12 protein-coding genes and 1 pseudogene are annotated in these 14,457 nt (G+C 52.7%); 9 read left to right on the top strand and 4 right to left on the bottom strand.

The features are described 5' to 3' along the window. Nucleotides 1–51 precede the first annotated feature (51 nt). The 3 genes from IMQ33_RS05490 to IMQ33_RS05500 are packed head-to-tail and all read left to right on the top strand — an operon-like array spanning nucleotide 52 to nucleotide 6,388. Nucleotides 52–1,239: an SrfA family protein gene (locus IMQ33_RS05490; protein WP_098931093.1), complete on the top strand. Its 1,188-nt coding sequence runs from the start codon at nucleotides 52–54 to the stop codon at nucleotides 1,237–1,239. After that, complete coding sequence (locus tag IMQ33_RS05495; protein ID WP_196063042.1) at nucleotides 1,239–4,169, top strand: virulence factor SrfB; 2,931 nt, start codon at nucleotides 1,239–1,241, stop codon at nucleotides 4,167–4,169. The genes IMQ33_RS05490 and IMQ33_RS05495 overlap by 1 nt, the downstream gene beginning before the upstream one ends. Further along, nucleotides 4,166–6,388: a virulence factor SrfC family protein gene (locus IMQ33_RS05500; RefSeq protein ID WP_196063043.1), complete on the top strand. Its 2,223-nt coding sequence runs from the start codon at nucleotides 4,166–4,168 to the stop codon at nucleotides 6,386–6,388. The genes IMQ33_RS05495 and IMQ33_RS05500 overlap by 4 nt, the downstream gene beginning before the upstream one ends. 40 nt (nucleotides 6,389–6,428) lie before the next feature. On the opposite strand, the gene IMQ33_RS05505 is transcribed toward IMQ33_RS05500, so the two are convergent. Continuing rightward, nucleotides 6,429–7,034, bottom strand: coding sequence for a nitroreductase family protein (locus IMQ33_RS05505; RefSeq protein ID WP_024530294.1), 606 nt, complete (start codon nucleotides 7,032–7,034; stop codon nucleotides 6,429–6,431). Nucleotides 7,035–7,348: 314 nt separating this feature from the next. Here IMQ33_RS05505 and IMQ33_RS05510 point away from each other — a divergent pair, with 314 nt between their 5' ends. The 3 genes from IMQ33_RS05510 to IMQ33_RS05520 are packed head-to-tail and all read left to right on the top strand — an operon-like array spanning nucleotide 7,349 to nucleotide 8,404. After that, entirely contained in the window at nucleotides 7,349–7,588 is a 240-nt protein-coding gene (locus IMQ33_RS05510) for a hypothetical protein (RefSeq protein WP_024530295.1), read from the top strand. 37 nt (nucleotides 7,589–7,625) lie between these two features. Continuing rightward, nucleotides 7,626–7,883, top strand: coding sequence for a hypothetical protein (locus tag IMQ33_RS05515; protein WP_065685825.1), 258 nt, complete (start codon nucleotides 7,626–7,628; stop codon nucleotides 7,881–7,883). A gap of 41 nt (nucleotides 7,884–7,924) precedes the next feature. After that, nucleotides 7,925–8,404: an Hcp family type VI secretion system effector gene (locus tag IMQ33_RS05520; RefSeq protein WP_024530297.1), complete on the top strand. Its 480-nt coding sequence runs from the start codon at nucleotides 7,925–7,927 to the stop codon at nucleotides 8,402–8,404. A 46-nt stretch (nucleotides 8,405–8,450) separates the two neighbouring features. Here IMQ33_RS05520 and IMQ33_RS26360 read toward each other — a convergent pair. From IMQ33_RS26360 to IMQ33_RS05535, 3 genes and pseudogenes are all read right to left on the bottom strand, one after another. Continuing rightward, nucleotides 8,451–8,552, bottom strand: a pseudogene (locus IMQ33_RS26360) (DUF1240 domain-containing protein); the annotation flags it as partial. Nucleotides 8,553–8,880: 328 nt separating this feature from the next. Then, nucleotides 8,881–9,282, bottom strand: a complete 402-nt coding sequence (locus tag IMQ33_RS05530; protein WP_186531282.1) for a DUF1240 domain-containing protein — start codon at nucleotides 9,280–9,282, stop codon at nucleotides 8,881–8,883. Then, on the bottom strand, nucleotides 9,275–10,132 hold the full coding sequence (locus IMQ33_RS05535; RefSeq protein ID WP_173409279.1) for a hypothetical protein: 858 nt from the start codon (nucleotides 10,130–10,132) through the stop codon (nucleotides 9,275–9,277). Before IMQ33_RS05535 ends, IMQ33_RS05530 begins: the two co-directional genes overlap by 8 nt. 465 nt (nucleotides 10,133–10,597) lie before the next feature. On the opposite strand from IMQ33_RS05535, the gene IMQ33_RS05540 reads away from it, so the two are divergent. From IMQ33_RS05540 to IMQ33_RS05550, 3 genes are read left to right on the top strand one after another with little or no spacing between them, the layout of a single operon-like run. Further along, nucleotides 10,598–12,979, top strand: coding sequence for a DMSO/selenate family reductase complex A subunit (locus tag IMQ33_RS05540; protein WP_065685823.1), 2,382 nt, complete (start codon nucleotides 10,598–10,600; stop codon nucleotides 12,977–12,979). Then, nucleotides 12,976–13,596 (top strand): DMSO/selenate family reductase complex B subunit, encoded by a 621-nt coding sequence (locus IMQ33_RS05545; RefSeq protein ID WP_196063044.1) that lies wholly within the window; start codon nucleotides 12,976–12,978, stop codon nucleotides 13,594–13,596. Before IMQ33_RS05540 ends, IMQ33_RS05545 begins: the two co-directional genes overlap by 4 nt. Nucleotides 13,597–13,598: 2 nt before the next feature. Further along, a complete protein-coding gene (locus tag IMQ33_RS05550; protein WP_196063045.1) occupies nucleotides 13,599–14,447 on the top strand; it encodes a DmsC/YnfH family molybdoenzyme membrane anchor subunit in 849 nt (282 codons plus the stop codon). The last annotated feature ends 10 nt before the right edge of the window (nucleotides 14,448–14,457 follow it).

Consider the following 14,457-nt stretch of genomic DNA (forward strand, 5'->3'; position numbering starts at 1 on the left):
TAGCTGCAGCTTGAAATCCATAGGGTATCGCTAACAAGCAAGGCATCCGGTGTGGCAAAACCCTTTTTACGCAGTGGCAATCTAGATGACGTTCTTACATTGGGCGAAAATGGGCAACCTGTTTATGCGTTGGCGTCGCAGTTACGTGAGGCGTTGCGCCTCCAGCAACAGCCAGGCGTAGCGAATTGCCTGGCGATCCCCAACGCGCAAGGCGACCGCATTGACTGGTATGCGCCAATCGCTGGGCGGGCGATCTCCTGGCAAGCGGCCGATGACGATGCACGGGCAGCCGCCTTGCCGCTGTTGGAACATTTCCAGACCACCGCAGAAGCCATCAGTCTACGCGCTCGCCACAGTGGTAAAGCCAACCTGCAAATGTTTGCGGCGTTGCTCAGCAAGGCCATGCAGTTCCCGGATCAGAACGCCGTATTCCTGGTAGATGGCAAACCGGTGATCACCTTCTGGGGCTGCGTGAAAGCCGATGGCAAGATCCGTAACGCGCCTTTGGATTGCCTACGTCCGAAAGATCGCCCAGCTCTCCCCATCGCCCCACCGATTATTGAACCCATTGCTGAGCCCATTGCTGAACCGCAACCGCCAGCACCACAGCCCCCCACGACGGATGACAAGCCTCACCACGCTTGGTGGCTGCTGCTACTGCCTGCTGCTTTCATTCTGGCCGCCGGGATCTGGCTGTTACTCCCTAAGCCAACCCCTCAGCCAGCAATAAAAACGGTTGAGCCGGTCAAGGTACAACCCAAGCCGGTTATTACTCCCGCCGCTCTACAGTTGCCATTAGGCTATGCGGAGGTGCTGCCCCCGCCGGTCATCACGCCGGTAGTGGTCGATAAACTGGCGCTGACGTTACCCGCCGAAGCGGTAAAGGCCGGTTCAACCGCCTTCCTCAACGGCAAATGGCGCGTCACCTTGGCGATCAAGGATCCGCTGACCGGCAAACCGCCGAGCCTGCTGTATCAGTTTAACCGTGGCAAGGGCACCGCCAGGATCGTTCAGGGTGACAAAGTCACCTGCCGGGTTGAGGTCAACGCCGGTCTGATGCAATCCGGCAATCTGGTGATCAACAGCCGTACCAAGGCCCGTTGCAGCGACGGTTCCCGTTATCAAATGCCGGAGCTGGTGTGTAAGCAAGGTGAAGCTGGCGCAGCCGCAGAATGCAGCGGGCGCTATGGCAACAACGAAACGGTATTCCCTATGACGATCAAGCGCGAGAGTAAATAATGTTGGCGACCCCCATCGCATATCCGCAGCGCGTTACGCTGATACCCAACAGCGGGATCCAATTTCTGGACTTCTCCCTTACGCCGGTATTAGATGCCGAGCGCCCTGGCAAATTTGTCCGACAGACCGCCAACGGCCCACTGCTGCGGCTGAACTATCATCAGGCCAAGGATCGCTATTTCCTGCCGGTAGCCCCAGGCGAACCGGCCGAAATGGTGCGCCCGGAATTCAGCTTTCCTCTGGAGCAGTCATTGCGGCTGCTAGATCGCGTTTGGTTACCGCTGCCGTTCTTGCGCTTCAACCCGCCAAACAGTTTTCTCAGCGGGCCGGACAACTGGGTACGTATGCAAATCAGACGTTTGGATCAGCCGGATCGGCAAGGCCACACGCTGCGCATCACGTTGGCATTTGATACCCAAGTCTATCCAGCAGGGCGTGAAAACCAACAGTTGGCCCCTAATCAGCAGGACATCATCACCGGGTTGAGCTTTGCGCTGGCGCACCATAGCCAGGATCTTGGGGATTTCCTGGATGCCACCTGGGTGGATGGCTGGCTACGCGAGGTCTTTACCCAACAGGCCATCGCCCTGGAGCAGCGCCCGGAACGCAATATCAACGCTTCGCTGCGCGAATTTGAATACCAGGCACATTACCTGAACCTGCTGGAACTGCTGGGCAGCCAACTAAACGTGCCGAATATCACCCTAGGCAGCGATGTGCAGCAAGCCGCGGTGAATGTGGATTTGATACTTGATGTCGGCAACTCTCATACCTGCGGCATCCTGGTAGAAGATCACCCGGCGGAACGCAACGGCTTGAAACACAGCTATGAACTGCAACTGCGCGATCTCAGCGAACCGCATTATCTACACCAAGGCCTGTTTTCCAGCCGCACGGAATTTGCCCCTGCCAACTTTGGCAAGGCCAATTATTCGTTTGAAAGTGGCCGCGACGATGCGTTTCTCTGGCCTTCCCTGACTCGGGTGGGCCATGAAGCCTGCCGTCTGGCGCTACAGCGGCAAGGCGATACGGCATCTACCGGCCTATCCAGCCCACGGCGCTATCTGTGGGATGAGGAGAGCTACGCCCCAGGCTGGCGCTTCAACCGTACGGCAGAGCATTGCCTGCAGGAACCGCCTGCTATCGCTAAACCATTGGCTCTGTTGATCAATGACCAAGGCCAGCCGTTATCCAGCCTGCCACCGGAAGAGCGCCTGCCGGTTTTCACCCCAAACTACAGCCGCAGTTCGCTGATGGCCCTGATGCTGAGCGAGCTGTTGGCCCAGGCGCTGATGCAGATCAACAGCGTGGCCCAGCGCCTGTCCTTGCGGAACGGGGCAGCACCTCGCCGTATGCGTAATATCATTCTGACCCTGCCTTCCGCTATGCCGGTACCGGAACGTGAAATCTTCCGCCAGCGGATGCATGAAGCGATCGCGCTCGTGTGGCAAGGCATGGGTTGGCATTCGGCAGACGAAGACTTGAGCGGCATAGCCAGTTCGGTGCCAGTCCCTGCCGTGCAGATGGAGTGGGATGAGGCCACCTGTGGCCAGATGGTCTATCTGTATAACGAAATCCAGGCCAACTTCGCGGGCCAGGCGGAGGCGTTCTTTAGCGCCATGGCACGTCCAGACTCCGCTGAACCGGGGAAAACGCTGCGTATTGCCTCGGTGGATATCGGCGGCGGCACCACCGATTTGGCAATCACCCAGTACCGTCTGGAAGAGACAGCTGGCAACAACGTCAAAGTGACGCCGCATCTGTTATTCCGTGAAGGGTTCAAGGTGGCGGGCGATGACATTCTGCTGGAAGTGATCCGCCTGTATCTATTACCCGCCCTACAGGCCGAATTCAAACGCGTCGGCGTGGCAGAACCGGCAGCTCTGATGGCAGAACTGTTTGGCCAGGAAGAGAGCCCAGTGCTGCAGCAACAAGTGACACTGCAACTTTTCATTCCGCTCGCTCAGGCGATCCTGGAACGCTATGAAAGCTTCACCCCGGTGCAGACTCGCAGCGAGATAGACGCCGTGCTGGGCGAACTGTTGACGCAAAAGCCCACCGATAACGTATTGAAATATATCAATGCTGCGGTACAACGCGGTTTACCGGCAGAGGCAGAACTGTTCGACGTTTTGCAGACGCCGCTAATCCTGCGGCTAAGCCACTTGCACGCCGAATTCCTGGCACCGCGCATGGCGCTTACCCGCAATCTGCGGTTGTTAACCGAGGTGATCGCCCTGCACAACTGCGACGTGCTGTTGCTCACTGGTCGTCCTTCCCGGTTCCCCGGCATTCAGGCCCTGTTCCGGCAGCTGCAGCCGGTGCCGATCAACCGCATCGTTTCGCTGGATGGTTATCACACCAGCGGCTGGTATCCTTTCAGCCAGCAAGGGCGGATCGACAATCCCAAATCCACTGCGGCGGTGGGGGCGATGCTATGTCTGTTAGCGTTGGAGTTGCGCTTACCGGGGGTTTACTTCAAAGCGGCCGATTTCCGCCCTTATTCAACGGTGCGTTACTTGGGGCGCCTGGATGGGGACAATCGCCTGCCCGCCAATCAGGTTTTTTATGCCGATCTCGATCTGGACACCCCGGATGGCGGCTTGGACAGCAACGTCAGCTTTGCCCTCAACGGCGCGTTGTGCCTGGGATTCCGTCAGTTAGATAACGAACACTGGCCCGCCGCCCCGCTGTTTACCCTGACGATTATCGATCCACAGCTGGCGCGTAACCTGGCTGGCGATAACCTGTTACGGGTTAAAATTGCTCCGCAGCCGGACTCTCCCGCTCGCTGGAGCGTCACTAGCGCCGAACTGGAAGACGGTAGCCCGGTGCCCACCGAACATCTGCAACTCAAATTGAATACGCTGATCGACAGTGCCACCGGGGCTACCCACTATTGGATCGACAGCGGGAGCGTTTTTGCATGAAGTCAGCTATCCCCCCAATCTCCCCGCTTACCCAGCGCTGGCCGTTATTAAATCAAGGTATCGCTCAGGCGCTGGTCTGGGCGGATAATGTCCGCCTGCAGACGCCCCGTTTTGCACTAGAAGCGCCAACCCTAATGCTTAACCTGCGCCGATGTCGCATTCGGCTTCAGCGGCTGGCGATTGCCGCCACTCAACCGGGATCGCTGGGCTTTTATGGCCGATCGCAAGCGGCAAAAAATCATCTTATCGCCTCGCTGGCCACGGCCGAGCCAGACTGCCTGGCGACCACCTTCGCCGATAAAACACTGGATTACCTGACGCACATCCGTCCAGGGCACTCCGCCGTAGGGATAGCGATCCGCTTTAGCCACACCGTAGCTCAACAAGATCCTGATTATCCGGTGCAGCTTCAGTTGCTGACGGCGGTGGAGTTAGTGTGCATGTTGGCGCGTAGCAGTCATATGCTACAGACAATAGAAAAAACAGAGATCGAAGAACTCCTCACCTCGTTGACAAAACGTTGCCAACCTCAGGCTCTGCCGGGTATCGGTGCCGATGATATTGTTGCCCTCTGGGATAGCCTGCGTACAGACGACCCACGGTTACAACAGCGCTGGGACAGCGAATACTGGCCAAACGCCTTGGCTATCGCTCCCTATCTGTCCATTGATGACCGGGCACAGTTGTTTGCTCCGCTGTGGGGGAAAGAACCGGCACTAACCTCCTGTTACCGTCGCTTGGCTTACCGGCTGGAGCAACTTGAGGACGCAGCAAGCGTGCTGGCTCCGCTCAGCCTGCTGACGGATGAAAATCAGCAGCCCAGCTACGGCATCCTTACGCCAGCAAACCTGGAAGAGACCGATGACAAGGTTCAGCTCAAACTCGATAACGGTGTGATAACGATGCCCGTGGCAGAGCTGAGGTTATTGGTCGCAGAATTGCTGATCCCATTACAAAGCCCCCCGGCCCATAGCGGCTTTGCGCAGACCGATTATCTGGACCTGCCTGCCTATAGGGCAGACGATGAGAGCCTGCAGCAGGCCAAGAGCCTCACGTTGCTACAACGCTATAGCGACCAACAGGCCATGCAAGCGTTGATCGTCTGCCATGCGGCGGCCTGCCGTGAAGAAGCAACCATGGTCGGCCGGGCGCTGGATTATTGGGTACAACACCATCAGGAAGAAGGCAGCCGTGGGCATCCCGAGTTGATCTGGGCATTTACCCCGTACGATCAGCGTTCGTCGGCCCATTTTGACCAAGCCGTACAACGTTACGTTGGCCATCCCGGCGAGGTTTGGGGAACGCTGCTGGCTATGAATGAAGATGAAGTCCGGCGAATGACCGACTATCTTCTCACTTCGGTGAATGTCGCAGCCCGTCATAACCGCCTGCAACAACGTTTCGATCGGCTTGAGCAAGATTTACGGCATAACCTGCTTGGCCGCTGGCTCAATGTAGAAACCGAGAATAAAGCGCCCCTTGCCAAGGCCACAGTAAAAGCATTGCAAGACCGCACCACGCTGCATGGTGAACTGCTGGAGCACCTGTTGCCTGACCGCAACGCCCTGCTGCCACTCTTTTGCCAGCAACAGCAAGATCGCCCGCATAACGACGATCCCTTGGCGATCGCGTTAGATCTGTTTGACGAGCAACCTACAGCGGCATCTCCGCTGGAGTCTGGCGCCAACGTGGTTTTGCAGGTGCAACAGCTATGGATCACCCAACTGCGTAATCTGGCTGATAATCGTGCGTTAATCGACCTGCTGGCGGTTGAAACGGCCACCTTGACCACGCTGGCCGATGAGTTGATCACCGCCAGTTTCCGGCTGGATATCTGGCAACGCTTAGGGAATGCCCTGGCCGAACCGGGACACGCGGGCCACAGCAGGGAAAATCACGTCGAGCGGCAAATCGCCTGTACCTTGACGGTGCTGGGGGATTTTGTCGCCTGGCTTGGCTTCCAACTGCGTCCGCAGGCGCAACGGCCAGAAAGCCGCATTAACCGCGGCCATAAGATCTTTACCAAACCCAGCCAGAGCGCCGATCTACGCATGACTGCATTACCGGTCGAACCGATCAATAACACGGCGCTGTATATCTACGATTGGCTGGTGGGGTTATATCAATTAATCGCAGAGAATGCAGGCCACGGCGGTGCGCAAGCGCTTAGTGGAACGCAGCGTGAAAGTTTGGGGAAAATTATTCAGGGGATGGGTTAGTTCAGAAACCTCTCTCCCAACGGGGAGAGAGGCAATTCAATTAAAAACGGTCGATCTGCACAATCTCATCAACCGGCAGTTTACCAATGCGTGGATAAGGTTGGCCGATGCCCTTACCAATCGCCACCATCAGCGCAATCTGGTAGTGCTCGGGCTTATTGATGATCTTGCCCACGGCGTCAAAATCAAAGCCGTCCATCGGGCAAGAGTCATATCCTTGAGCCTTGGCTGCCAGCATCAAAGTCTGAGCAAACAAGCCACTGCTGCGCATGACTTCATCACGCTGCACCTGAGCCTTACCACGGTAATATTGGTCGACAGCGGGCAGCATAAACTGTTGCACCGGTTCCGCCGCTTCACGCCAGATGTTTTTCACCTGGGATTCCCAACTGGACAGATCGCCACACAGTACAACCAGCATGGAGGCGTCGGTTACCTGCGCCTGGCCCCAGGCCACCTCGCGGATATGCTCACGCTGTGCACGATCTTCGATCAGCAGCGGGCGCCAATGTTGCAGGTTGAAAGCACTGGGGGTGTTTTGCAGGGCAATATTGAGCAGCGCTTTCTTCTCATCCAGCGTCATCACATGCTGGGTATCAAACTGTTTGGTCGCGCGGCGTTGCTCAATAGCGTCAAGTGTATGCATTACTTCATGTCCTTTGATTAAGTTAACCCGCTTATTGTCGCTTTTTCGCAGCCTCTGTCCACCGGGATTTGTGATCCATTCGGCTCAGGCGTCCCCTGCCGCCGTCAAGTAAATAACAACGTCTGTTTTCGCATTGTAACCTACGCCAATCAAGCACAGATAAAAGCGTCAATAACATACATTTTTATAATTGAACAAGGGGCTGACATTTTAATTTTGAATAACAGAAACTGCTGCGCATGCGTTTTTATAGACAACCCCTGTTATTTATAGGTAATCTGTATTATTGATGATTCATGACAAGGGAGGTTAGTATGGAAAAAGAATCAAGGACGCTATTCGGTCATAAAACTCCGGCGATGGAGCAACTAGTCGAGCAGCTTGAACAGGCTCTACGCGATAGTCCCTTAATACCCGAAGAAAAGCTGGCATTACTGATGCGGATTTGCATTTTATTATTCAGAGCAAATAAGACGGATAGCGCTGAGATGAAGGTTTCAGATGGTCGCATGCTCAAACTCACCCTTGAAAAATTACCCACCACTTCTCATTAATGCCTGTGGTGACTGTTCTTATGAAAGAGGCATGGACATGACCAAGACAAGCAACAATGTCATTAATGACCAAAATGAGTTGGTGGCCAAACTGGATCGACAACTCAATGAAAGCATTAAAAATAGTCAACTTGAAACGGTAGAAGTATTATCGGTGGTTATGGAGCGTTTTTTCTCATTGTATGCGGAAAATGAAGGCCATATCGCCGAGGCGAAATTTACGGACTCAAGCGGCGAGCATTTTCGGTTTACGCTCGAACTTACGGTGCCCCCAGCGCCGCCACAGCGGCACTGATCGTGTTTTTAATGAAGGTATGGACTACATAAGGAAGCGATATGTCTAATTTGATTTACGCAAGTATTAACGGCAAGAGACAGGGCCTAATCTCCGCCGGATGCTCATCGCTGGACTCTATTGGCAACCGGTGCCAGGCAGGCCATGAAAATCAGGTGCAGGTATTAGGCTTAAATCATAGCATCAGCCGTGAACAGAATGTCTCCCACCACCCTGTACAATTTATTAAGCCTATCGATAAGTCATCTCCGTTACTCGGTGTGGCAATAACGGAAAATGAACCGATAGACATCATTTTTTACTTTTACCGCGTCAATCCCGCTGGTCAGTTAGAACTTTACTACGAAGTTAAATTGACCGAGGCCACCCTTGTCGATATCACCTGTATCTACCCCCATTCCATCGATGAGGGTGACAAAATGCCGTTTGAAAAAGTGCAGGTAAAGTATAAGTCCATTAGCTGGAGCCATAAGAGCGCGGGCACTTCGGGTTATAGCATCTGGGATGACAGGGTTTACTGATTTTCATGACCAGATACTCTTCTTACGGGTATCTGGTATTTTGTTATTAACACAACTTCATATCCCTTACATATTCTGTCGGCGCATTCCAGGATTTTCCGGGGCAGGTTTTGTAGCCGTTCTCTTTGAGGCTATAGCCCACATAGAATGAAAAAACAAACTAATTACCGCCCCAATCATAGCAAGCATGCCTAATCGACCAAATAGTTTATTGCTCGCTTTTGTCGGCAAGCCTCTCAATTGAAAATAACATATAAAAAGTAAAGCATGAAAGGTGTTGAAAAAACCATCAACCCAACTCACCAAGAAAAAATAATGACATCACTTAATCTAAAGAAGTCAATATAGCACTTAAAGATAACCAACTAGTCCAACATACAAGCAATAAAAGAAAAACCGCAAAAACGGCATAACGCGGTCTGGTTACATCATCCATCACTGAGAACCCTCCAAGTACAGAAGAGTTAACAATTTCACTACGGACACATTTTTAGATCTCTTACATATTCATTTGGAGCCATCCAGGACTTCCTTGGGCAGATTTTATAACCATTATCTTTAAGATTTTGGCTAATATACATCGAAGATAATAAGCTAAGTACTGCACCAGATATAGCAATAGTAGATAGAAAATTAGCTATTTTATTATTCATTTTTGAGTATTTATTCTTTATTGCACAACACATTGTCAAATATGAAAAATAGAAAACCCATGGAGCAAAGAAAACCAAGACCCCAACCTTCCATGAAAAAATAACAAGCTCACTTAATTTAAAAAAGGCCAGGTACCCACGTAAAGAAAACCAACAACCCCAAAATGCAAGGAGTAAAAGAAAAACTGCGAAAGCTCCATAAATAGGTCTATTTAACTTAACCACGACTGAGCCTCCCCCAAGTGTTAAAAAATTGATCTGGATGATAAGGTGAGTTATGTATTTTATAGGACTTCAAGTGCTTTATTATTTTTTCACTAATTTTAAACTCCGTATCAATCCAGTATAATAAGAGGCTAACGAAAAGTCCGATGGCAAACACAGCAATAGCGATCCCAACAACACTACTTCCCGCGACCATAAAACCAGTAGCTATCGTTTTTGCTCCCCATGCAACCCCAGTTGACACCGCCAATTTAGCCATATCCATAGTTAAATTTACAAAGAAATCGGTTAGACCATATTCGTCTTTTAGCAACAACTCAACTGCGCGATAAGCGGCGGCAAACACAATACAGAATCTTGCCCCACCAATAATGCCATTCTCAATACCTCTGGTCCCGATGCCTATATCTAATATTCTCTGGTTATCAATCAGGTAGCGGGTAGCATTTAAATACCTTCTGATGCCAGGGTATCCCGACAACCGGATGTAGCGATTGCCATTTCTCCCCACGTATTCGGTTGCCGTGACGCCAAACCCTCTCAGCTCCATCGCGATCCTGCCTACGGATAGTGCCTCGGCGATATTGCCAGCAAAAGACGACATCGGGTCGGTGCAGGAAAACATCGCATCCTTCCACGACTGGTTTGCATTGGGATCGCATAGGGTTTTTAAGAAATACTGCGCCTCCTCTACCGTGAGTAAGGCATACATGTTCTCATCTTTCATTTCGTTGAGCTGAGCATGCAGCTTTTCATAGTTGATATCCGCATGCTGCCGCTTAAAATCAAGGTGATCTTGCAGGCGGTAGTCATCATCAACAAAAGTTTGCGAAACTGGATCGTACCTCATAAGCCTTCAGTCCCTCGATTTAGCCTAAGTCAATACAGTATATGAGTTTGCTTGTCACAATCCCATAAGTTTTTCTCACCAATGCGAGAGTCGTCATATTTTCTCAGCGTGGTGGAAACCATGCATCATACCTGAATATTAGCGGTTCACATAACTGGAAATAAGGTTTTTCAGTAAATTCATGCCGTTCATTACATTCACAAAGAGAATGAATGGCACCGTTTTTCTGCAACTCTCACTTATGATGGGCGCTTTTTGTTTTTAAGTTAACAACCCAAGAATATTCTTATTTAGCTGCTACTGCCTGCTATGTAATACAACAAAACGCTAAACGCAAATGAGTAACTTTATCATTGCGGTCATGAAATCATTAAATTACCCCTAAATAAGTAGATCCGTTTGATATTTCGCAATGAAGCGAGAGTGGCTAACCGTCGATAATATTTTTTCTTTTGAGTAAATATCATGACCGATAAATATAATAACGATTCCCCACCAGGGATTAGCCGCCGTCACTTCGTTAAAGTGAGCAGCGCACTAGCCGCAGCCCCGTTGGTTGGCGTTCGATTTGCCTATGCCAATGGGGGCATCAAAAACGACACATCTGCTGGAACTGTGCCAGCAGAACGCATCATTCCGACCTGTAGCAGCTTTGACTGCGGCGGTAAATGCGATATCCGTGCCCATGTGCAAGACGGTATGGTTACCCGCATCACCACCCTGCCCGATGCCGAGTTTGATCCGGAAATGCCGATCATGCGCGCCTGCGTGCGTGGCCGCGGCTACCGTAAATTCGTCTATCACCCCGATCGGCTTAAATACCCGATGAAGCGCGTCGGTAAACGCGGCGAAGGTAAGTTTGTCCGTATCACCTGGGATGAAGCGACCACGTTAATTGCCGATAACCTGAAACGGATCACCGAGAAATACGGCCCCGCCTCGCGCTTCGTCCATAACAATACCGCAGTTACCGGCGGCGCGTTCTCAGGCGATAAAATGGCTCGCCGTCTGCTAAGCCTGACCGGCGGCTACCTTGAGTATTATCACTCGGTCAGTATGGGTAACACCGGTGCGGCAACCCCCTATACCTACGGGGCCGCGGCCAGTGGCAACACCTTGGATACCCTGAGCGAGACGCCACTGGTGATCCTGTGGGGACATAACCCTACTGAAACTATCTTTGGCCATACCAATCACTATTTTCAGCAGATGAAGCAGAACGGCACCCGCTTTATCGTGGTGGATCCACGTTATTCAGACACCTCGTCTTCGTTGGCGGATCAGTGGATCCCGTTGCGCCCCGCCACGGACAACGCGCTGATGGATGCGATGATGTACGTCATCATCAGTGAAAACCTGCATGATCAGGCGTTTATCACCCGCTACACCTTGGGCTTTGATGAGGGTTCGATGCCGGAAGGCGTGCCAGCCAACGAATCGCTGGTCGCTTATCTGATGGGGGCTAAAGACGGCATCAAGAAAACCCCAGAGTGGGCTGAAGCTATCACCCATGTCCCGGCGCAAACCATTCGTCAGTTGGCGCGTGATTACGCCACGGCCAAACCGGCAGCGCTGATCCAGGGCTGGGGACCGCAGCGGCATAACTGTGGCGAGCGCACCGCCAGAGGTTCGACGCTGTTGGCAACCATCACCGGTAACGTTGGTATCAAAGGCGGTTGGGCTGGCGGCTATGGCGGCATTGGTAACCGTAAATTTACCACAGGCCCAGAAATGCCAGACAACCCGGTAAAAGAAAAAATCTCCATAATGAACTGGGTGCAGGCGGCGGATGATGCCAGCAAGGTCACGCCCGCAGATGGCTTGACCGGTGGCGACCAGCTCAATAGCAATATCCGCCTGCTATTTTCCTTGGCGGGTAACTACCTGGCCAACCAAAACCCGGATATCAACCAGGCCGTCAAGGTGTTGGCCGATGAGTCCAAGATCGAATTTATTGTGCAAAGCGATCTCTATCTGACGCCCAGCGCAAAATATGCCGATGTGTTATTGCCCGAAACCAGCTTTATGGAACGTTGGAATATCGGCGAAACCTGGGGAACGGCGAACTATTTGATCTTGTCTGAAAAACTGATCGAACCTGAATTTGAACGCCGTTCCGATTACGACTGGATCCGTGAAGTGGCCCAGAAACTGGGCGTGGAGCAGGAATTCAGCCTTGGGCGTAGCGAGAAGGAGTGGATCGTGCAGATCTGGGAAAACTCCCGCAAGGCCATGCCAGATGAACATTTGCCGACGTTTGATGAGCTGTTGGTGCAGCGCCGCCACCTGTTCAAAGGCAAGCCGCATATTGCCTTTGCCGATAACATTCGTGACCCACAAAACCATCCGTTCCCGACGCCGTCAGGAAAAATCGAGATTTTCTCCAAACGTCTGTATGACATGCACCACCCGGAAATTCCGGCGTTGTCCCATTACGTTCCCGCGCATGAGGGACCGGAAGACCCACTGGCGGCTAAATACCCGCTGCAGTTGATCACCTGGAAGGGCAAAAATCGGGCTAACTCCACCCAATATGCCAACCCGTGGTTACAGGAGGTGCAGACGCAGAAGCTGTGGATCAACCCCGCAGATGCCAGCCACCGGCACATTGCGCAAGGAGATTACGTTCGTATCCACAACGATCGCGGCGTGACGCTGGTTCCTGCAGAGGTTACCCAGCGTATTATGCCCGGCGTGGTGGCATTGCAAGCGGGATCTTGGTGGCAGCCTGACGCCAACGGCGTCGATCATGGCGGCTGTGCCAACGTGCTTAGCTCTGCGCGGATCACCGCGTTGGCGAAAGGTAACTCTCACCAAACGATGCTTGTGGAGGTTGCCAAAGCATGAGTAAATTTATCGAGTATGCCCCTGTCAGCGATCGCCAGCTTGGGTTCTATATTGACTCCTCTCGCTGTTCCGGCTGCAAAGCCTGCCAAGTCGCCTGTAAAGACAAGAATAATCTGGAGGTCGGGCGACGCTTTCGTCGCATTTATGAGGTCAAAGGCGGCGGTTTTGTCTCCACAGGCCAGGGCGGTTTCCATAACAACGTGTACGCCTATACCCTGTCGATATCCTGTAACCACTGCAAGGATCCGATCTGTAAGGTGAACTGCCCAACCACCGCGATGCATAAGCGCCCCGGTGATGGCATCGTGCGCGTCGACACCGATAAGTGCATCGGTTGCGGCTATTGTGCCTGGTCGTGCCCGTACGGCGCACCACAGCTCAATGAGACTACCGGCCAGATGTCCAAGTGCGATTTTTGCATCGATTTACAAGCCGCTGGGGAACAACCCATCTGCGTGGCAACCTGTCCGTTGGGAGCCATCAAGTTTGGCCCTATTGATGAACTGCGGGCGAAATATGGTGATCTTTGTGATGTGCAGGGTCTGCCTGACTCCGCCATTACTCACCCTAATCTGGTCGTCAAACCGCATCAAGGTGCAGAACAGGGGAGTAAATAATCATGCATGAATGGCCTCTTATCATTTTCACCCTGCTGGTGCAGGCTTCCGTCGGTATCACCTTGTTCACCACCTTTAGCCTGGTGCTGGCCAAGCAAGGGCTGGGCAGCCAGGAAAAGCGTCGTTTGGCGCTGCCTTTCATGCTGCTCGCGTTTATCTTCGGGGCACTGGGCCTGATGGTTTCAACTGCCCACCTTGGGTATCCGCTGAATGCGTTCCACGCCTTACGGCATGTGGAAAGCTCCTGGCTGAGCCGTGAAATCATCTTTGCCAGCCTTTATCTGGCGTTTTTAGGGCTGGGGACACTGATTGCCCTGATCTCAAAACGGCTGCCGATCGTTTTACTGCTGATTGCCTCGCTACTGGGGATCGTCGACATCTTCTGTATGAGTGCCATCTATGTTCACAGCTCTGTAGTGACATGGATGCATTTCAACACCTACCTGATGTTCTTTGGTTCGGTACTCAGCCTAGGCGCGGTCGCCAGTCTGTGGTCGCTGGCGATCCGCCCCGATCTGCCCTCGCAGCTTATGGGAAAGCTGGCGGTAACGGCGGTGGCCTTGCTGATTGCCATCACGCTGTGCCGCCTGCTGGTGCAACCCGTGTATATGGAGTACCTGACCTCGGTGTGGAATAGTGACGTTGTCACCTTCCCACATCAACCGTTGGCAGCGTTTGCTCAGTTGGCCAGCCTGCGTTTAGCCTCGTGGGTCATATTGATCGCTGGTGTGTGCGCACTGGCACTCTGCTGGCGTTCCCAACGTATCAACAAGCGGTTGCTTGCCTTGGGCAGCGGGTTGATTGTGGTCGCTGAAGTGCTGTTGCGCGTTGGCTTCTTCAATATCCAATAACCGCGGACTT

Origin of the sequence: Serratia sp. Res13-Sevr-LER1-36-b (genome assembly GCF_015673035.1) — a bacterium.
GTDB lineage: Bacteria > Pseudomonadota > Gammaproteobacteria > Enterobacterales > Enterobacteriaceae > Chania > Chania fonticola_C.